At 58.0% G+C, this 19,878-nt stretch carries 19 protein-coding genes and 1 riboswitch; of the genes, 12 read left to right on the top strand and 7 right to left on the bottom strand.

From position 1 onward, the window contains the following. Positions 1–113: 113 nt before the first annotated feature. Positions 114–836 (bottom strand): ABC transporter ATP-binding protein, encoded by a 723-nt coding sequence (locus HFD87_RS02055; protein WP_010260222.1) that lies wholly within the window; start codon positions 834–836, stop codon positions 114–116. Positions 837–1,729: 893 nt separating this feature from the next. On the opposite strand from HFD87_RS02055, the gene uvrB reads away from it, so the two are divergent. Next, positions 1,730–3,751 (top strand): excinuclease ABC subunit UvrB, encoded by a 2,022-nt coding sequence (gene uvrB, locus HFD87_RS02050; protein WP_010260230.1) that lies wholly within the window; start codon positions 1,730–1,732, stop codon positions 3,749–3,751. On the opposite strand, the gene yvcK is transcribed toward uvrB, so the two are convergent. Beyond that, positions 3,735–4,658: a uridine diphosphate-N-acetylglucosamine-binding protein YvcK gene (gene yvcK / locus HFD87_RS02045; protein ID WP_010669674.1), complete on the bottom strand. Its 924-nt coding sequence runs from the start codon at positions 4,656–4,658 to the stop codon at positions 3,735–3,737. The two genes, uvrB and yvcK, sit on opposite strands and share 17 nt — an antisense overlap. A 204-nt stretch (positions 4,659–4,862) precedes the next feature. Further along, positions 4,863–4,996, top strand: a riboswitch (molybdenum cofactor riboswitch). Here yvcK and moaA point away from each other — a divergent pair. The 5 genes from moaA (at position 4,983) to moaE (ending at position 7,682) form a co-directional block, all read left to right on the top strand. Further along, on the top strand, positions 4,983–5,972 hold the full coding sequence (gene moaA, locus HFD87_RS02040; RefSeq protein WP_167422941.1) for a GTP 3',8-cyclase MoaA: 990 nt from the start codon (positions 4,983–4,985) through the stop codon (positions 5,970–5,972). Its footprint overlaps the riboswitch before it by 14 nt. A gap of 14 nt (positions 5,973–5,986) precedes the next feature. Then, a complete protein-coding gene (moaB, locus tag HFD87_RS02035) occupies positions 5,987–6,502 on the top strand; it encodes a molybdenum cofactor biosynthesis protein B (protein ID WP_167422880.1) in 516 nt (171 codons plus the stop codon). Positions 6,503–6,504: 2 nt separating this feature from the next. After that, positions 6,505–6,990: a cyclic pyranopterin monophosphate synthase MoaC gene (moaC, locus tag HFD87_RS02030; RefSeq protein ID WP_033757022.1), complete on the top strand. Its 486-nt coding sequence runs from the start codon at positions 6,505–6,507 to the stop codon at positions 6,988–6,990. Continuing rightward, entirely contained in the window at positions 6,983–7,228 is a 246-nt protein-coding gene (moaD, locus tag HFD87_RS02025) for a molybdopterin synthase sulfur carrier subunit (protein WP_033766727.1), read from the top strand. The genes moaC and moaD overlap by 8 nt, the downstream gene beginning before the upstream one ends. Before the next feature lies 1 nt (position 7,229). Continuing rightward, positions 7,230–7,682, top strand: a complete 453-nt coding sequence (gene moaE / locus HFD87_RS02020; protein ID WP_010260246.1) for a molybdopterin synthase catalytic subunit MoaE — start codon at positions 7,230–7,232, stop codon at positions 7,680–7,682. Between the two features lie 105 nt (positions 7,683–7,787). Here the strand turns inward: moaE and HFD87_RS02015 are convergent, their stop codons facing one another. After that, a complete protein-coding gene (locus tag HFD87_RS02015) occupies positions 7,788–8,573 on the bottom strand; it encodes an OBAP family protein (protein ID WP_010260249.1) in 786 nt (261 codons plus the stop codon). A gap of 106 nt (positions 8,574–8,679) precedes the next feature. Here HFD87_RS02015 and HFD87_RS02010 point away from each other — a divergent pair, with 106 nt between their 5' ends. After that, positions 8,680–9,774, top strand: coding sequence for a DUF1615 domain-containing protein (locus HFD87_RS02010; RefSeq protein WP_010669679.1), 1,095 nt, complete (start codon positions 8,680–8,682; stop codon positions 9,772–9,774). A 246-nt stretch (positions 9,775–10,020) separates the two neighbouring features. Beyond that, positions 10,021–10,728 (top strand): Bax inhibitor-1/YccA family protein, encoded by a 708-nt coding sequence (locus tag HFD87_RS02005; RefSeq protein WP_010260256.1) that lies wholly within the window; start codon positions 10,021–10,023, stop codon positions 10,726–10,728. Between the two features lie 50 nt (positions 10,729–10,778). Here HFD87_RS02005 and HFD87_RS02000 read toward each other — a convergent pair whose 3' ends face one another. From HFD87_RS02000 to HFD87_RS01990, 3 genes are read right to left on the bottom strand one after another with little or no spacing between them, the layout of a single operon-like run. Next, positions 10,779–11,744, bottom strand: coding sequence for a lysylphosphatidylglycerol synthase domain-containing protein (locus tag HFD87_RS02000; RefSeq protein WP_033757029.1), 966 nt, complete (start codon positions 11,742–11,744; stop codon positions 10,779–10,781). Continuing rightward, the gene (clsB, locus tag HFD87_RS01995; RefSeq protein ID WP_010260263.1) at positions 11,744–12,988 is read right to left on the bottom strand and encodes a cardiolipin synthase ClsB; all 1,245 of its coding nucleotides are present in this window, start codon (positions 12,986–12,988) and stop codon (positions 11,744–11,746) included. The genes HFD87_RS02000 and clsB overlap by 1 nt, the downstream gene beginning before the upstream one ends. Beyond that, entirely contained in the window at positions 12,985–13,746 is a 762-nt protein-coding gene (locus HFD87_RS01990; protein ID WP_010260267.1) for an endonuclease/exonuclease/phosphatase family protein, read from the bottom strand. Before HFD87_RS01990 ends, clsB begins: the two co-directional genes overlap by 4 nt. A 179-nt stretch (positions 13,747–13,925) precedes the next feature. Here HFD87_RS01990 and HFD87_RS01985 point away from each other — a divergent pair, with 179 nt between their 5' ends. From HFD87_RS01985 to HFD87_RS01970, 4 genes are all read left to right on the top strand, one after another. After that, positions 13,926–14,318, top strand: a complete 393-nt coding sequence (locus HFD87_RS01985; RefSeq protein ID WP_010669681.1) for a YbhQ family protein — start codon at positions 13,926–13,928, stop codon at positions 14,316–14,318. 217 nt (positions 14,319–14,535) lie between these two features. Next, positions 14,536–15,915: an ATP-dependent RNA helicase RhlE gene (gene rhlE / locus HFD87_RS01980; RefSeq protein ID WP_022626008.1), complete on the top strand. Its 1,380-nt coding sequence runs from the start codon at positions 14,536–14,538 to the stop codon at positions 15,913–15,915. A 2-nt stretch (positions 15,916–15,917) separates the two neighbouring features. Beyond that, positions 15,918–16,868: a tRNA dihydrouridine(16) synthase DusC gene (dusC, locus tag HFD87_RS01975; RefSeq protein WP_022626007.1), complete on the top strand. Its 951-nt coding sequence runs from the start codon at positions 15,918–15,920 to the stop codon at positions 16,866–16,868. A gap of 70 nt (positions 16,869–16,938) precedes the next feature. Continuing rightward, positions 16,939–18,126: an MFS transporter gene (locus tag HFD87_RS01970; protein WP_010260279.1), complete on the top strand. Its 1,188-nt coding sequence runs from the start codon at positions 16,939–16,941 to the stop codon at positions 18,124–18,126. Between the two features lie 21 nt (positions 18,127–18,147). Here the strand turns inward: HFD87_RS01970 and HFD87_RS01965 are convergent, their stop codons facing one another. Then, the gene (locus HFD87_RS01965; RefSeq protein WP_167422879.1) at positions 18,148–19,749 is read right to left on the bottom strand and encodes an inorganic phosphate transporter; all 1,602 of its coding nucleotides are present in this window, start codon (positions 19,747–19,749) and stop codon (positions 18,148–18,150) included. Positions 19,750–19,878: the final 129 nt, after the last annotated feature.

Below are 19,878 nucleotides of genomic sequence, written 5' to 3'. Positions count from 1 at the left end.
AATCCGGGCAGTGCTCTCCATCCTCACGCGCTGTGCACACGCTCCGGTGGTTCCGCGCGCTCCGTCTCCAGCCTGCCTGCAACACTTACGCCCGGTGGGGCAGGCGCTGAATGTCAGGCCACCGTCAGCCATTTATCGACGGTGTGGTCATCAAGCTGTTCCATGCTGCCCTGCGCCACATTGCGGCCGCGGTGCAGCAGCAGGAAATAGTCCGCCACGCGACGGATCAGCGACAGGCGCTGCTCCAGCAGCAGGATGGTCAGCCCGTAGTCGAGGTTAAGCCGACGGATCAGATTGCCCATCTCCTCTTCCAGCCACGGCGACATCCCGTCGGTCGGCTCATCCAGAATCAGCAGTTTGGGCTGCAGCACCAGCGCGCGCGCCAGGGCCAGCTGTTGCTGCTGATCGATCGGCAGATCGCCACTGCGCTGCTGGCGCAGAGAGTAGAGCGCCGGGAAGAGGTCGAATACCATTTCGGGAATGGCGCGATGGCGGTCGCGCTGGCTGGCACCCGCCAGCAGGGCAATCAGCAGATTATCTTCCACGCTCATCTGGGTAAAAATATGGCGGCCCTGCGGCACATAGCCAATCCCCATCTGCGCCCGCTGTTCAGCCGGTTGCAGCAGCAGATCTTCCGGCGGCGAGCCATCCTCTTTCCAGGAGATAGAGCCGCTGTTAATCGGCAATCTGCCCATGATGCAGTTCACCAGCGTGGTTTTACCCATGCCAGGACGGCCCAGAATGCCGGTGCAGGTGCCAGGCGACAGATCCAGGTCCACATCCCACAGAATATGGTTTTGACCGTAAAATTGATTTACCGAACGTAAACTCAGCATCTGACACTCTCCTTCCCGATCGTTAGCCTGATTGCTTCCGCGCTCTGTCGTCTGGCAAACAAGTCATCAGCAACGGCAGCCTCGCCATTGCAGCACAGTGCGCGTTCCGCGCGGTGACGCCACTGACTCCTGCAATTCCCAGGCCAGATCTAAAAACGGCCCTGTTTCCTGCTGCAGCGCCGCGTGTCAGGGATGAAAGGTGAGAAAAACTTATCAATTCCCCACGGTGACCACGCGCATGCACTTTTGCAGTGCCCTGGAGCGCTGTTTCTGGTGCAGACGTACTGTAACGTGGCAGGAAGTCCGATTAAGAATCTTAGTATGAGGCGTGCAAATTTGCGTACGACACCCGGTGACAGATTAAAATTGCAGAATAATCCGTCAGCAGGCGACGCGAAATTTAACGCAAAAAAAATTATTTTCACGGTAGTGAGAAGGCAGGGAAAAATTATACACAGCTGATGGCGTCGGGGCTGCCATCACTTATCCACCATTCCTGTGGATAACCTTGTGCATTAGGTAATGAAAACCAGTTGGAAGCGAGGAAATACGCGGCCTGGTAACATAATGACGAGAATCTGGCCTCATAGCCTTATATCATTAAAATCAGTTGTTTATCAAAAAACAAGCCTGAGAATTATCTGTCAGGTAACCGTACTGTAATTTTGTGACACTCTATTGACAAATGTTAAATCAGATCCCTGCCTGGGGATAACATTGCGCAACATGCTGAGCGATAACGCTGCCAGCCTGCAGGGACATCAGGTGCCATCCTGCTGGCGTTAACATTGCATCAATACTGTTTTTATATCCAGTATTATTTTCTGGCAAAATCACCATAGCAGAGTAAAATAAGTGCCTGCCCGCCGACTTCTCCAGCAGGAACTGCATTCATGAGCAAAGCCTTTAAATTGAACTCCGCCTTTAAACCTTCGGGCGACCAGCCTGAGGCGATACGTCGCCTGGAAGAGGGGCTGGAGGATGGACTGGCCCATCAGACCTTATTAGGCGTAACCGGCTCCGGTAAAACGTTTACCGTCGCCAACGTGATTGCCGACCTCAACCGTCCGACCATGGTGCTGGCACCCAACAAGACGCTGGCCGCCCAGCTCTATGGCGAGATGAAAGAGTTTTTCCCGGATAATGCCGTCGAGTTTTTCGTCTCTTACTACGACTACTACCAGCCTGAAGCCTATGTGCCGAGCTCCGATACCTTTATCGAAAAGGATGCGTCGGTGAACGAACATATCGAACAGATGCGTCTGTCGGCCACCAAGGCGCTGCTGGAACGGCGCGATGTCATTGTGGTGGCATCGGTTTCGGCTATCTACGGTCTGGGCGATCCCGATCTCTATCTGAAAATGATGCTGCACCTGACCCGCGGCATGATTATCGATCAGCGCAGTATTCTGCGCCGTCTGTCAGAGCTGCAGTACACCCGCAACGACCAGGCGTTCCAGCGCGGCACCTTCCGGGTGCGCGGCGAAGTGATCGATATCTTCCCGGCGGAGTCGGACGATATTGCGCTGCGCGTCGAGCTGTTTGACGAAGAGGTTGAGCGTCTGTCGCTGTTTGACCCGCTGACCGGCCAGATCGATTCGGTCGTGCCGCGCTTTACCATCTACCCCAAGACGCACTACGTCACGCCGCGTGAGCGTATTCTGCAGGCGATGGAAGATATCAAAGTCGAGCTGGCGGACCGCCGCCGGGTGCTGCTGGAGAACAATAAGCTGCTGGAAGAGCAGCGCATTACCCAGCGTACCCAGTTTGACCTGGAGATGATGAGCGAGCTGGGCTACTGCTCCGGCATCGAGAACTACTCACGCTACCTCTCCGCACGCGGACCAGGCGAAGCGCCACCGACGCTGTTTGACTATCTGCCCGCCGATGGCCTGCTGGTGGTGGATGAGTCGCACGTGACCATTCCGCAGATTGGCGGCATGTACAAAGGCGACCGGGCGCGTAAAGAGACGCTGGTGGAGTATGGCTTCCGCCTGCCGTCGGCGCTGGATAACCGTCCGATGAAGTTTGAAGAGTTTGAGGCGCTGGCCCCGCAGACCATCTATGTTTCGGCGACGCCGGGCAAATATGAGCTGGAAAAATCGGGCGACGAAGTGATCGATCAGGTGGTGCGTCCTACCGGTCTGCTGGATCCGATCATCGAAGTGCGTCCGGTCGGTACCCAGGTTGACGATCTGCTGTCAGAAATCCGTCAGCGCGTGGCGATCAACGAACGTGTACTGGTGACGGTGCTGACCAAACGCATGGCGGAAGATCTCACCGAATATCTGTCTGAGCATGGTGAGAAGGTGCGTTATCTGCACTCCGATATCGACACGGTAGAGCGTATGGAGATTATACGCGACTTACGTCTGGGCGAGTTTGATGTGCTGGTGGGCATTAACTTACTGCGTGAGGGGCTGGATATGCCGGAAGTGTCACTGGTGGCGATTCTCGATGCGGATAAAGAGGGCTTCCTGCGCTCCGAACGCTCGCTGATTCAGACCATTGGCCGTGCGGCGCGTAACATCAACGGTAAGGCAATTCTCTACGGCGATAAAATCACGCCGTCGATGGCGCGCGCCATTGAAGAGACCGAGCGCCGCCGTGAGAAACAGCAGTTGCACAACGAAGAGAATGGCATCGTGCCGCAGGGCCTGAATAAGAAGATCACCGATATTCTGGAACTGGGCAAAAACGTGGTGAAAACCCGCGGCAAAGCGAAACCCGCCCGTCCTGGCGAAGCCCAGGCGCTGGCCGATTTCCAGCTGTTAACGCCGCAGGCTCTGCAGAAGAAAATCCACGAGCTGGAAGGGCAGATGCAGCAGCATGCGCAGAACCTGGAGTTTGAACAGGCGGCCAACGTGCGCGATCAGCTGCATGAACTGCGAACGCTGTTTATTGCGGCCTCGTAGCGCCGTTAAAGCCCTGAATGGCATGTTCCAGCGCCACCCGTAACAGCTGGCGGTCGTGACGATATTGGATATCGGCGGCCTCCAGCGGTTCACGGACAATCAGCCGGTTTTCAATGCCACGGGTGTCCACCGCCGGGCTGACGACCAGCGCATCAATCACCCGCTTGCCGATATAACGCTCCATCATCTGCAGCTTGTCAGCCACTGAGAGACTGGCGGCGGCAGGACTCAGCTCGCGGCCCAGATTGCCGATAAACACCATAGTGGCAGGCGTGCGACGCAAGGCCTGCGCCATCTCTTCCATCAGCAGAATCGGCATCAGGCTGGTGTAAAAGCTGCCGGGTCCAATCAGGATCAGATCCGCTTCACCAATCGCCTGCAGCGCTTCCCGCGTTGGCTGGACGTTGGGATGCAGCATCAGCTCCTGCGGCGGCTGCTTCATCTCGTCAATTGCGGTTTCGCCATAAACCATGTTGCCTTCAACATCCATCGCCACCAGATCCACCGGCTGCTCTGACATCGGGATTAAAAAGGCGTCGACCTTAAGCAGGTTACGGATGATGTTGATCGCTTCCAGCGGACGAACGCTGAGATGATCCAGCGCCCGCAGCATCAGATTACCCAGGTTATGTCCGGCCAGTTCGCCGTTACCGGCAAAACGGTACTCAAACATCGCCGAGGCGACGCTGGGTTCTGCAATCAGCTGGTTAAGGCAGTTACGCATATCGCCCCAGGCGATGCCGCCTTCTGAGCGACGAATACGGCCGGTCGATCCGCCGTTGTCGGTGGTGGTGACGATGCCGGTGAGACGCGAGCCCAGCGGGGAAAGGGCAGACATGACGCGGCCTAAACCGTGTCCGCCTCCCAGTGCCACAACGCGATCAAGATCGGCCAGAGTGCGATTCATACTTCTCCTTAATATCCGTTCGCGTGGCGTGGCTCTAATCGCTAAGCCCGCGCGGATGACTTACGTCAAAATCTGGATCGCATTTTAACGTATCCTGTCGCGAAAATGCGGTGAAAATTCGATATGTATAAGAATATATAGCGAAAACAGCAAATGGAAGAGTGACGAAAATCACGCTACCATCATGCTTACCGCGCTGATCAACGGGTCAGCGTACACTCAAGCCTGAATGCCTACGTCTGCGGATAGGGGGTTCAGGCCGTAGCCATCGAGCTGCCAGGGTGCAGGAAGAAATGACTGCATCTCCCAATCTGGAAAGGTGTTCTGGTGTCACAATTTACTGATGCATACGCGCGTAAGTTCTATTACCTGCGCCTGTCGGTCACGGATGTCTGTAATTTCCGCTGTACCTACTGTCTTCCTGACGGCTACAAACCGCAGGGAATTCGTAACAAAAGCTTTCTCTCGCTGGATGAAATCCGCCGCGTCACGCGGGCCTTTGCCGCTGCCGGAACGGAAAAAGTGCGGCTGACCGGCGGTGAGCCGTCGCTGCGCCGTGATTTCACCGACATCATTGCGGCGGTGCGCGAAAACGCCTCCATTCGCCAGATCGCGGTAACCACCAATGGCTACCGGCTGGCGCGTGACGTGAAACAGTGGCGTGACGCGGGGTTAACCGCACTCAACGTCAGCGTCGACAGCCTGGATGCCCGTCAGTTTCACGCCATTACCGGTCAGGATAAATTCCATCAGGTGATGAGCGGTATTGATGCTGCCCTCGACGCCGGTTTTCGCCAGGTCAAAGTCAACAGCGTGCTGATGCGCGATCTCAACAGCCGTAATCTGGCTACGTTCCTCGACTGGATCCGCACCCGTCCGATTCAGCTGCGCTTTATCGAACTGATGGAGACCGGTGACGGCGGCACGCTGTTCCGCGATCAGCACGTTTCCGGCATGGTCATCCGCGATCAGCTGATCGCCCAGGGTTGGCAGCATCGGGAGAGCGGACGCAGCGACGGCCCGGCGCAGGTCTTTTACCATCCCGATTATGTCGGCGAGATTGGTCTGATCATGCCTTATGCCAAAGATTTCTGTGCCAGCTGCAACCGTCTGCGCGTTTCGGCGCACGGTAATTTGCATCTATGCCTGTTTGGTGACGGCGGTGTGCCGCTGCGCGATCTGCTGGCGACAGACGACCAGCAGGCCGAACTGCAGGCGCGTATTGCCAGCAGTCTGGGGCAGAAAAAGCAGACGCACTTTCTGCATCAGGGCAACACCGGCATCACACAGAATCTCTCTTACATTGGCGGCTAATTTCAGGAGGCAGTATGGGTAAACCAGCCAGCGAATTTCAGGCAGTGCAGATTGCGGTGATGACAGTGTCAGATCGTCGCGATGCCAGTGACGATACCTCCGGCGACTATCTGCGCGAAGCCGCAGCCGAAGCGGGGCATGAGGTGATCGATCACGCCATCGTGCCGGATAATCTCTATCGTATTCGCGCCACCGTGTCGCGCTGGATCGCCAGTGAAGATGTTCAGGTCGTGATTATTAATGGCGGAACCGGCTTTAACCTGAAAAACAGCACGCCGGAAGCGCTGCTGCCGCTGTTCGACCGCGAGATTGATGGATTTGGCGAACTGTTCCGGATGATCTCCTATGAAGAGATTGGCGGTTCGACATTGCAGTCTCGCGCGATTGCCGGTCTGGCTAATCAGACGCTGATCCTGGCCGTGCCGGGTTCCACCAGTGCCTGCCGCACCGCCTGGGAACGCATTATCGCTGACCAGCTTGATGCGCGCACCGTGCCCTGTAATTTTGTCTCACATCTCAAGAAACGGTAAGTATGTCTCAACTCACACACATTAACGCCGCGGGCGAAGCGCACATGGTGGATGTCTCCGCCAAGGCGGAAACCGTGCGCGAAGCGCGGGCAGAAGTGCTGGTGCTGATGCAGCCAGAAACGCTGCAGATGGTTATCGAAGGCAGCCACCACAAAGGGGATGTCTTTGCCACCGCGCGCATCGCCGGCATTCAGGCGGCGAAACGCACCTGGGAACTGATTCCGCTCTGTCATCCGCTGATGCTGAGTAAAGTGGAAGTGAACCTGGAGGCGGAACCGGACCATAACCGGGTCCGCATCACCACGCTCTGTCGCCTGACCGGCAAAACCGGCGTGGAGATGGAAGCGCTGACGGCCGCATCGGTTGCCGCGCTCACCATCTACGACATGTGCAAAGCGGTGCAGAAAGATATCGTCATCGATCAGCTGCGGTTAATCAGCAAGAGCGGTGGCAAAAGCGGCGATTTCCAGGCGGTCGCGCATGATTAAGGTGCTGTTTTTCGCCCAGGTCCGTGAGCTGACCGGCACCTCATCGCTTGAGGTCGGTGCTGATTATCCGGATGTGGCCGCGCTGCGCAGTGCGCTGGCAGATCGCGATGACCGCTGGGCGCTGGCGCTCGAGTCGGGCAAGCTGCTGGCGGCGGTGAATCAGACGCTGGTGCCGATGAGTCATCCGCTGCACGCCGGTGATGAAGTGGCCTTTTTCCCGCCCGTGACCGGAGGCTAAGATGGAAACGCAGATTCGCGTCGGTCCCGCGCCCTTTGATATGGCGGAAGCGTATCGCTGGCTGGCGGCCTGTGATGAAGATGGTGCGGTAGTGACCTTTACCGGCAAAGTCCGTAACCACAATCTGGGCAACGACGTCGCGGCACTGACGCTGGAGCACTATCCCGGCATGACCGAAAAAGCGCTACAGGAGATTGTTGATGCGGCGCGCGAACGCTGGCCGCTGCAGCGCGTCACGGTGATCCATCGCGTGGGCGAACTGTTTCCCGGCGATGAAATCGTGCTGGTGGGCGTGACCAGTGCCCATCGTGGCAGCGCCTTTTCCGCTGCAGAGTTCATCATGGATTACCTGAAAACCCGCGCGCCGTTCTGGAAGCGCGAAGCGACAGAGCAGGGCGATCGCTGGGTGGATGCCCGCGACAGCGACCATCAGGCGGCTCAGCGCTGGGACTAAGCTGCATTAACGGCTTAGCGGGCAGAAGTGTCTGCGCCCGCTGAGCCGTTAACCGCAGACACGCCGCTGCCCGCATCCCCGGACATCACGACGCTTAGGGCGGGATTAAGGCTGCTTTAGCTGCTCAGCCGGACCAAAACCGGTCTGACCGTGGCTGTGTTCGCCGCCGCCGGCGGTGCGCTTCAGCTGAATGACCTGGCCCTGTTGCCAGGCATTGGCACCTGCCGCGGCAGGATGCGCCACAATATCCGCACGCTGGGCGCGGATTTTTTTGCTGTCGACGTCAAAACGACGATCGCGGTCCGCCAGCAGTCGCGAGTCCATCTGACCATCCTCCGTAAAGCCCATCATCAGCGCCGGAATGCCGATCGGCAGCGTTTTGTCGCGATCGGTGTGCCAGGTGTGCCAGGTTTTCCCGTAGGTGTTCACAATGCGCTTCATCAGGGCGTGGTCGGCGGCTTCCGGTAAGCCTGGCGCAATCAGCGTGCCCGATTTCACCTCATACTGATGGCTGTGCCAGAGCTTCTTCTCTTCGGGCGGCAGGGTGTTAAACAGCCGTTCGCTGATAATGTACTCCACGCCCATCAGCCGTGCATCGCGCGTGTTGCCGTCGTAAATCACCGCCTGCATCACATCGTCGTTCAGTACGGTGACATAGTGGTGCGCCTCCATCTGACCGTTCTTATCGCCGTTATAAAAATGGAATCCGTCGAGATAGGTGTTGATGGCGTCGATGGGCGGACGTGACTGCATCACGCTGGCGCCGGTCTCCAGCACCTTAAGCGAGGAGGAGGTGGGGGCACCCGGAGATTTTACCTGGGCAGGCGTATTATTGGCGCCGCAGCCGGTTAATAACAGGCTGAACGCCGCAACAGGCCAGAGTTTAAACATCGTAAGTTCCTTTAACGGTAAAAAAGATAACCTTAGTTCAGTTCTCGCCTGCCTGTGAAACTCTGGCAATGGTAGAGTAGAGCTTTGGTTCATTCTGAGGACAGGCATGTCATCCACCCCGATTCTGCAACGTCTGACACTGGTCGCCGCCCTGGTGCTGGCAGGTTGTAGCAGCAAGAAAACCCCTGAGGCGCCGGTGCGGCAGCCTGAAGATGTCAAAGCGCAGATCCAGCGGCTGCTGCCGTCGCACGTCAGCAATAAAGCGGCGTGGAGCGACGATATCTACACTACCTTCCGCACTCAGCAGATCGATCCCAGCGCCAGCAACCTCTGCGCGGTGATCGCTGTGGCGGATCAGGAGAGCAACTTCAGCGCCGAGGCCGCCGTGCCGGGTCTGCCAAAAATCGCCTGGGGCGAGATCAACCGCCGTGCGGCGCAGGTGCACGTGCCGGCATTCCTGGTGCGTACCGCGCTGCAGATCAAATCGCCCACCGGTGAAAGCTACGCCGCCCGGCTGGACAAAGTGCGCAGTGAGAAAGAGCTGAGCGCTATTTTCGATGACCTGATCGATATGGTGCCGATGGGCCAGACGCTGTTCGGCAATCTCAACCCGATCCACACCGGCGGGCCGATGCAGGTCAGCATTGCGTTTGCCGAAGCGCATGCCAAAGGCTACCCGTGGCCGATCGATGGCACTATCCGGCGTGAAGTCTTTACCCGCCACGGCGGGATCTACTTCGGGACGATGCACCTGCTCGGCTATCCGGCTGACTATAGCCAGCCGCTCTACCGCTTTGCCGACTACAATGCGGGCTGGTATGCCAGCCGCAATGCGGCCTTCCAGGCGGCGGTGTCGCGCGCCACCGGCATGAAACTGGCGCTGGATGGCGATCTGATTCTTTATGGATCGGATGCGGCGGGCGGCACCGAACTGGCGGTGCGCACGCTGTCGAAGCAGATCGATATGAGCAACAGCGACATTCGCCGCGATCTGGAGAAAGGAGAGAAAGCGTCGTTCAGCGACAGCGAACTCTGGAAACAGGTCTTTACCCTGGCGGATAAAATGGCGGGTAGAAAGTTACCGCGTGAAATGCTGCCGGGCATCAAGCTGGAAAGCCCGAAAATTACCCGTAATCTCACCACGGCGTGGTTTGCGCAGCGTGTCGACAGCCGTTATCAGCAGTGCCTGTCGCGACGTTAAGCGGCATGTTGTGGCGCAGTTGAGCTGAGCTGTGCCACACTTAGAGCCAGTTCCGGGCGACTTTTATTGTTATTCTGGCCCTGCACTGTGCGCATCCTCATAAGGCCGTATGGGCCCGTGGCGGTTGTGTCGCGCTGTCGCTGGCCCAACGGGCTGAAACAGAAACAACGTATGCCTGCCAGACCAGGTTATTCATCCGGTTCCCTGTGTGGAGCCGGTCCTAATCCGTTTAACAAGAGGTGCATCATGGACCGATATCCACGAAATGATTCCATCGTTCAATCCGCATCTCGCGGTTTACAAGCCTATATGGCGCAGGTTTATGGCTGGATGACCTGCGGTCTGTTACTGACGGCGTTTGTCTCCTGGTACGCTGCGCGCACGCCAGCGATCATGGAGCTGGTGTTTGCTAACCGCATCACCTTCTTCGGACTGATTATCGTGCAGCTGGGGCTGGTCTTCTTCCTGTCAGGCATGGTGCATCGCCTGAGCGGGGCCGTGGCAACCGGGCTGTTTATGCTCTATTCGGCGCTGACTGGCCTGACCATGGCGAGTATCTTCCTGGTTTACACTAACTCCTCGATCGCCAGCACCTTCTTTATCACGGCGGGGATGTTTGGCGCGATGAGCTTCTACGGCTATACCACCAAACGCGATCTCAGCCGTTTTGGCAGCCTGCTGTTTATGGCGCTGATTGGCATCGTGCTGGCGTCGCTGGTGAACTTCTGGCTGAAAAGCCCGGCGCTGATGTGGGCGATTACCTACATCGGGGTGGTGGTGTTTGTGGGGTTAACGGCCTATGACACGCAGAAGCTGAAAAATATCGGTGAGCAGATCGATGCCCGCGATACGGAAAACCTGCGTCGCTACTCGATTATGGGCGCACTGACGCTGTATCTCGACTTTATCAACCTGTTCCTGATGCTGCTGCGGATTTTCGGCAACCGCCGTTAAGCCTGAGGGAGTAGCGGGGGAGGCGCACTGTCTGCGCCTCCCCTTTTTTATTACGACTTCTGCAACTTCTGCTCGTTCTTCTGACGCAGATGCTTCGCCCGACTCTCCAGCCCCAGATAGAGCACCAGCGCTAACAGCAGCGGCAGGATAAAGTAGAGCACGCGATAAGCCAGCAGCGCCGCAATGATAGTGCCATGCGAGGCGTGCTGACCGCTGAGTAACGCCAGGAAGACCGCTTCCAGTACGCCAATGCCCGCCGGAATATGAATGATTACCCCGGCAATACTGCTGATCAGCAGCACGCCCAGCACCATCGGATAACCGACGTCTCGTCCCAGCAGCAGCCAGATAATCGCCCCCATCACCATCCAGTTGGCACAGGAAACCGCAAACTGCAGCAGCGCCATGCGCAGCGAGGGCAGCTGCAGCGTCTGGCCTTTTACCGTCCAGCGACGCTGCTTTGAGAAGGCACAGGCCCAGAGGTAGACCGCCACCAGCACCAGCAGAGCGCCACCAATCAGCCGCAGGGTGGTTTCACCAATAAACCAGCCGCTGGGAATCGACACCATGCCCGCACTGAATACCACGCCGGCCAGCAGAATATAGCCCAGCCAGTTAGTGGCGATGCTCAGAGAGAAGATGCGGGTAATGGTGCCGCTATCCAGCCCTAACCGTGAATAGAGCCGGTAGCGCATCGCGACGCCACCCACCCAGGTGCTCAGCGTCAGGTTGAAGGCGTAACAGATAAACGACACCAGCATCACCTGCCGCTTCGCCAGCTTATGGCCGCAGTAGGCGCGTCCAATCAGGTCATAGCAGCCATACACCAGGTAACTCAGCACCACCAGTCCGGCGGCGGTCAGTACCACAAAGCGGTTGTAGTTAACGATGACGTCATAAACATCTTCCCAGTTCACTTTGCGGGCATAGACCACCAGCAGAACCACCACCGCGATGAAAAAGAGCACGGTGAGGATTTTTTTCGCCAGTTGCCAGCGTGGATGTTTTTTTGCCATCAGGATTTTGCTCCCGGGTTATCAGTTTCAACGCGATCCTGCGTCTCCATTTCAGGCTGTACCGGCTCACCCACCTGGGCCAGCAGCGGCGTATGCGCCGGCAGCCAGCCAGCGATGGCCGGGAAATGGCGCAGGAAGTGGAATACCACCACGCTTTTACTCAGTTGCCACCAGTTGCGCGGCGGTAAGCGATCTTCCTGCACGCGCTGGCAATCGTTGGCCAGCAGCGCTTCCAGGTTATCGCGCAGCGTCTGGTTAAACGGCCTGTCGTGGATGATCAGATTGGCTTCAAGGTTAAGTGACAGGCTGAGCGGATCGAGATTGCTGGAGCCGACGGTGGCCCAGTAGTCGTCTTTTACCGCGATCTTGCCGTGCAGCGGGCGACGGATATATTCGTAGACTTCGACGCCGCCATCGACCAGATAGTTGTAGAGCAGCTCCGCGCCCACTTTCACAATCGGCATATCCGGTTCGCCCTGCACAATCAGTCGCACCCGGACGCCACGCTGCGCGGCGTTGCGCATCTCACGCAGCAGCCGGTAACCCGGGAAGAAGTAGGCATTGGCGATAATCACATCTCGCTTCGCCTCACGCAGCATCTCCAGGTAGTGGACTTCGATGTCGTCACGATGCTCGTCGTTATCGCGATAAACATAGAGCACCTGAGCATCGCCGGGCGTGGCGTTGACCGCCGGACGATGAGAGCGCGACCCCCACCAGCGGCGGGTATTCTGTTCGCTGCCAATCGCCTGTTGCAGATAGCGGGCGATGTCGCCCACCACCGGGCCTTTGACCTGTACCGCATAATCCTGTTTCGCTTCCGGGCCATAATCGGTGTTGTGCTCGGCCGAGAAGTTAATGCCGCCGACAAAGGCTACCACGTCATCCACCACCACGGTTTTGCGGTGCAGACGGCGGAAAACGTTGGTGCGCATTCCCATCACCAGCGGACGCGGATCGTAATAGATGAAACGCACGCCAGCGCTGGTCAGGCTGTTAACAAATTTGTCGGAGAGTTCGGCAGAGCCATAACCATCGACCATCACTTCGACCCGCACGCCGCGCTGGGCTGCCGCCAGCAGTTCGCGGTGCAGGGCGTTGCCCACGTCATCCTCAAACAGAATAAAGGTTTCGATTAATACCGTACGTTCCGCCCGCTGGATCGCGCCAAAGACCCGCGGGAAAAACGCTTCGCCATTTTCCAGCAACAGCAGCCGGTTGCCTTCCTGCCAGCTAAAATTCATAGGTGAATCTCCACCGCCAGCGGCGCATGGTCGGAAAGATGGGACCAGGGCTTGCGCGGCAGCGCCCACGGATGACTGACGGTGGCGTTGCGGACATAGATGCGGTCAAGCCGCAGGATCGGGAAGCGCGCCGGGAAGGTGCGCGCCGGGCGTCCGGTTTTCATGCTGAATACCTCTTTCAGGCCTGCGCCATGTTTCAGAATGGAGTTAGCGCGTCGCTGCCAGTCGTTGAAATCGCCCGCCACCACCACCGGCGCGTCGGACGGCAGTGAGTTAACCATTTCACATATTTTCTTCATCTGCGCATGACGATGGGCCACTTTCAGACCCAGATGAACGCAGATGACATGCAGCGTGCCGTGCGGCTCGGGCAGGGCGATCTGGCAGTGCAGCATGCCGCGGTTTTCACTGCCCGCCACCGAGATATCCCGGTTCTCATAGTCGGCGATCGGGAAGCGAGACAGCACCGCATTGCCGTGATGCCCCTCCGGATAGACCGCATTACGCCCATAGGCGAAATCGTTCCATATGGTGTCGGCCAGAAACTCATAATGAGGAGAGTCGGGCCACTCCTCATGGTTAAGGGAGTGGATGGCATGCGTGCCCATCACCTCCTGCAGAAAGACCACATCCGCCTCCGTTGCGCGAACGGCGTCGCGTAATTCGGGCAGGATGAAGCGGCGATTGAAAGGGGCGAAACCCTTATGTGTATTGATCGTCAGGACTTTTATTGAAAATCCTTGCTTGTTTTGTGGCATACTCGCGACGCACTCCTTTTCATCATCAATAGAATCAAAGTGTAGTCTTTGTCACAAATGGGTGGTGAAAGAGGGCGAAAATTAGGGCGTTATCCGAAAATTGTTTTACATTGAGGAAATCGTTTCCGGCTTGTGCCGGTAGCACTTGGGCGACCTGTTGGGTCTGCCAGGAGAACTGAATGAAATGGTCTAATCGTATTCAAATTATCACGGGTCAAACGTTGTTGCATATTGCTATGCATCTGCTGGTGATCGCTGCACTGATCTGGGGCTGGAAGCACAAAGCGCTGGTTGATGTCTGCAGTACGCTGGTGGCGATGTACGCACTGGTTTTTGTTGCCATGCTGGTGACACAGCGCATTGCCCGTTTACGTACTCTCGGCGATTATCTTGAAGAAGCGACCACCACTTACTACTTTGGCGCCGCCATGATGACACTGTTCCTGGTGTCGCGGATTTACCACAACAACCTGCTGCTGGCGTGTCTCGGCGTAGTGATGTTGCTGGGTCCGGCGCTGGTCTCGCTGCTGGTGAAAGAGCCACCGCGACGAATCGAAAACAAACGTAGTTAAGTTGAAGGCCACCGGAAGGTGGCCTTCCTGTTTTCAGGCGGTTAAGTTGTGTCAGGAAATGTGAGCTATCTCGCACACTGCTCTCAAAGCTGTTACACTCGCCCGCTTACGCATCGTAGTTTGCGCCCTTTTCACGCGTCAGCCCTGGCTGGCGTCACTATCCCTCTGAAAACTACACCGTGAATCACGGTCAGAGCGGACCGGAGTAAATCACTTAATGTCTTTTGACTCTCTCGGCCTGAGTGCCGATATTTTGCGCGCGGTCGCCGAACAAGGCTACAGCGAACCCACACCTATCCAGCGCCAGGCGATTCCTGTTGTGCTGGCAGGCCGCGATCTGCTGGCGAGCGCCCAGACCGGCACCGGCAAAACAGCCGGCTTTACCTTACCGATGTTACAAAAACTCTCTGCCACTGCCACGCCCATCCGCGGTCGTCGCCCGGTGCGCGCCCTGATCCTGACCCCAACCCGTGAGCTCGCGGCGCAGGTTGGCGAAAACGTCAGCGACTACAGCAAATATCTCTCGCTGCGTTCCATGGTGGTGTTTGGTGGCGTCAGCATCAATCCACAGATGGTAAAACTGCGTGGCGGCGTCGATATCCTGGTGGCAACGCCTGGACGCCTGCTGGATCTGGCACAACAGAATGCGGTTGACCTGTCACAGGTCGAAATTCTGGTGCTGGATGAAGCGGACCGTATGCTGGATATGGGCTTTATCCACGACATCCGTCGCGTACTGGCACGTCTGCCGGCCAAACGTCAGAACCTGCTGTTCTCTGCCACCTTCTCTGATGAGATCAAAGGCCTGGCTGAGAAACTGCTGACCAACCCGGAAATGATTGAAGTGGCTCGCCGCAACACCGCCTCCGAGCAGGTCGCGCAGCAGGTGGCTTTCGTTGATAAGAAGCGTAAGCGTGAATTGTTGTCGCAGCTGATTGGCGAAGGCAACTGGCAGCAGGTGCTGGTCTTTACCCGGACCAAACACGGCGCGAACCACCTTGCCGAGCAGCTGGGTAAAGATGGTATCTCCGCCGCCGCGATCCACGGCAACAAGAGCCAGGGTGCACGTACCCGCGCGCTGGCCGACTTTAAGTCAGGCGGAATTCGCGTCCTGGTTGCCACCGATATCGCGGCCCGTGGCCTGGATATCGAAGAGCTGCCACACGTCGTGAACTATGAGCTGCCTAACGTCGCCGAAGATTACGTTCACCGTATTGGCCGTACCGGCCGTGCGGCGGCGACCGGTGTCGCACTGTCACTGGTCTGCGTCGATGAGCATAAACTGCTGCGTGATATCGAACGTCTGCTGAAGCGTGAAATCCCGCGTCTGGCCGTTGAAGGTTATGAACCCGATCCGAGCATCAAAGCGGAGCCGATCATCAACGGTCGTCAGCAGCAGTCTCGCGGCGGTGCAGGTGGCGGCGGCGGCGGCCGTGGTCGCAGCCAGGGCGGACAGGGTGCAGGCGCATCGCGCTCATCTTCATCCGGCGAAAAGCGTCCTCAGGCGCGTCGTCAGAGCCAGGCCGCTCCTCAGGGCGATAGGCCCGCAGCCCGTCCGCGTCGTCCGGCAGCAGCGAAGCGTACCGGAAACGTCTGAGTATGAGGGTTTTACTGGCACCGATGGAGGGCGTGCTGGATTCACTGGTGCGCCAGCTGTTATCGGAAGTAAACGACTACGATCTCTGCATCACTGAGTTTTTGCGCGTGGTCGATCAACTGCTGCCGGTAAAATCTTTCTACCGTCTCTGCCCCGAACTGCATAACGCCAGCCGCACGCCTTCCGGCACGCGGGTGCGTATGCAGCTGCTGGGGCAGCATCCCGAATGGTTAGCCGAAAACGCCGCACGTGCGGTGGAGCTGGGCTCATGGGGTGTGGATCTCAACTGTGGTTGTCCTTCTAAGCTGGTCAACGGCAGCGGAGGCGGCGCAACTCTTCTTAAAGATCCCGATCTGATCTATCGCGGCGCGAAAGCGATGCGTGAAGCGGTGCCTGCAGATTTGCCGGTAACGGTGAAAGTGCGGCTCGGCTGGGACTCCAGCGCCCGCAGTCTGGAGATTGCCGATGCGGTGCAACAGGCCGGTGCCAGCGAGCTGGCGGTGCATGGACGAACCAAAGAAGAGGGCTACCGTGCAGAGGCGATTAACTGGCAGGCGATTGGCGATATTCGTCAGCGGCTGCGCATTCCGGTGATTGCCAATGGCGAAATCTGGGACTGGCAAAGCGCGCAACACTGTATGGCGGTAACCGGCTGCGATGCGGTGATGATTGGCCGTGGCGCACTGAACATCCCCAACCTGAGCCGGGTAGTGAAATATAACGAGCCGCCGATGGCCTGGCCTGATGTGGTGCGGTTATTACAGAAATACAGCCGGCTGGAAAAGCAGGGCGATACCGGCCTCTACCACGTGGCGCGTATCAAACAGTGGCTCGGTTATCTGCGCAAAGCCTATGGCGAAGCCGATGGCTTATTCAGCGAAATCCGTGCGTTAAAATCGTCGGGCGACATTGCACAGGCGATTGATCGTCACGCACATGTTCATGGTTTGTGATAAAAAATCAGGCGACCCCTTAGCGGCCTGACGGTATAGTGGGAAAAATTTCCTGGACCCCTTGCCTGCTATGTCTGACTCCGCTGTGTTGAGCAACAGCCAGCTCAACAAACGAATCCTCTCTGTTATTATCTTCACCTTCTTCTGCTATCTCTCTGTCGGACTGCCGCTGGCCGTGCTGCCAGGCTTCGTCAAAAATCATCTTGGCTTCAGCTCCTTTATCGCCGGACTGATTATCAGCATTCAATACTTTGCGACGCTGCTCAGCCGTCCGCAGTCGGGCCGTCTGGCCGATCGCCTTGGGCCAAAGCGGGTGGTGATGCTGGGACTGCTCTGCTGCGGTATGAGCGGGGTGCTGACTATCGTGGCCGCACTGCTGAGCGGCTGGCCGTGGCTGAGTCTGGCGCTGCTGGCCATCGGGCGGCTGTTTCTCGGCGTAGGTGAAAGCTTCAGCAGCACCGGCTCTACCCTGTGGGGTATGAACATCGTCGGGCCAATGCAGACCGCGCGCGTGATCTCCTGGAACGGTGTTGCGACCTATCTGGCAATGGCCGTCGGTGCACCGCTGGGTGTGCTGCTGAACAGTGAATTTGGTATGAGTGGATTTGCCGGGCTGATTGCGCTGATGGGCGTGGCGGGCTATCTGATGGCCAGCCGCAAACCGGCGGTGACGGTCAGTGTGGGCGAGCGCATTCCGTTTCACCGCGTCTTCTCCCGCGTCTGGCTCTATGGCCTGGCGCTGGGCTTCGGCACCATCGGTTTTGGCGTTATCGCCACCTTTATCACCCTCTATTTTGCCAGCCGCGACTGGCAGGGCGCGGCCTATGCGCTGACGCTGTTCAGCCTGGGGTTTGTGCTGGTGCGTCTGGGATTTGGTCGCTTTATTACCCGTTTCGGCGGGCTGCGCGTGTCGCTCTTCTCTTTCCTGCTGGAGTGCCTGGGACTGCTGATTATCTGGCAGGCGGACAGCGCCTGGCTGGTAGGGGCGGGCGCATTCCTCACCGGCAGCGGATTTTCGCTGGTCTTTCCGGCGCTGGGCGTTGAGGCGGTTAAACGGGTTGAGCGCCAGGATCAGGGCTCTGCGCTGGGCACCTATTCCGCTTTTCTCGATCTGGGCCTGGGCTTAACCGGCCCGGTGGCGGGATTGCTTATCGGACACTGGGGGATGCAGTCAGTCTATCTGGCGGCGGCGTTGATGGTGCTGGGAGCGCTGCTGATTACCCTGCGGCTTTACTGGCAGCAGCGGCTTATCGCCTGAATGACGATAAGCCGCAGACCGTTAAAAATGGCTGAACGCCCAGTAGAGTAGGGCAGAGAGCAGAATAGAAACCGGCAGCGTTAAAATCCAGGCGACGGCCAGGTTACGCAGCGTCGAGAGCTGCAAGCCGGAACGGTTCGCCGCCATAGTGCCCGCTACGCCGGATGAGAGCACGTGAGTGGTGGAAACCGGTAAACCGAAACCGTCTGCCGCGCCAATGGTCATCATCGCCACCAGTTCGGCGCTGGCGCCCTGAGCATAGCTCAGATGGGTTTTACCGATCCGTTCTCCCACTGTGACCACAATCCGGCGCCAGCCGACCATGGTGCCCAGTCCCAGCGCAATCGCCACCACCACTTTCACCCACATCGGAATAAAGCGGGTGGCGCTGTCGAGTTCCGTTTTCACTGCCTTAAGGTTGCGTTCCGTCTCCTGCGGCAGTCTGACCTCAGCGCTCTGCAGATGCTTGATCGATTCTGACGCCAGATACATCTGGTTGCGGGTATTGGTCACCGCCTGAGCTGGAATGTTTTCCATTGAACCGTAACGACGAATCTCATCGCCGACTTCGCGCAGCGTCATCGCCAGCGCGGGCAGCACGTCGGGATTCATGCTGTTGTTGCCAACAAAGCCGGTCAGTACCTCACGGGCCGGTGGAGGATTGGCTGAGGCGGGTTGCAGTTGCAGCAGCTGATGGGCGGTCACTTCGTTCAGCGCCGCGACGCGCGGGATCTGATCGGGTGGCAGCGATCGATTCAGGGCGTAGGCGATCGGCATGGTGCCCACCAGGATCAGCATAATCAGCCCCATCCCTTTCTGACCATCGTTGGAGCCGTGCGCAAACGACACGCCGGTACAGGTCAGGATCAGCAGGCCGCGGATCCAGACCGGTGGCGGCTGATTGCTTTCCGGCGCCTGATAAAGCTGGCGATTGCGGATAAACAGTTTCATCACCCACAGCAGCAGCCCGGCGCAGACAAAGCCGACCACCGGCGACAGCAGCAGTGCATAGCCGACCTTCAATGCCTGATCCCAGTCAACCCCGCTCAGACCGCTGCGTCCGTGCAGCATCGCATTGGCAACGCCGACGCCGATGATCGAGCCGATCAGCGTATGGGACGACGACGACGGCAGCCCTAAATACCAGGTGCCCAGGTTCCAGATAATCGCTGAGAAGAGCAGCGCATAGACCATGGCAAACCCGCTGCCGCTGCTGGCCTGCAGGATCAACTCCACCGGCAGCAGTGAGATAATGCCAAACGCCACCACGCCGCTGGAGAGCAGCACACCCAGAAAGTTACAGAAACCGGACCAGACCACCGCGACGCCGGGCGTCAGCGAATGGGTGTAGATCACGGTCGCCACGGCATTGGCGGTATCGTGAAAGCCATTCACGAACTCAAAGCCGAGCGCAATCAGCAGTGCCAGCCCCAGCAGAAAGAACGGCAGATAGCTGGTGACCGGCATATTGGTCTCTTCAACATCGCTGACCAGATTGAGGCCAGCGAACGCCAGTCCGGCAACCAGCAGAATAAAGAACAGCGGTTTACTGAAACGGCTATTTTTGCCGTTGAAATCGGGGCGACCTCGGGCTGATGAGGAGGAGAGACTGTTTTCGCTCATGGTGTACCTCTGGTGGCTGATGCCGGATGCTGATTTGCACCGGGTCAACGCAGTGTGATACGCGCTTTATATGACAGATTAATGATCGTCGGACGGGGCATTCTGAGCGGAGTGCGGGGAAAAACGCGG

The organism is Pantoea sp. EKM21T (genome assembly GCF_011800405.1).
GTDB lineage: Bacteria > Pseudomonadota > Gammaproteobacteria > Enterobacterales > Enterobacteriaceae > Pantoea > Pantoea agglomerans.
Note: the sequence above shows the minus strand (reverse complement) of the source record. Positions and strands in the feature narration are given on the sequence as shown.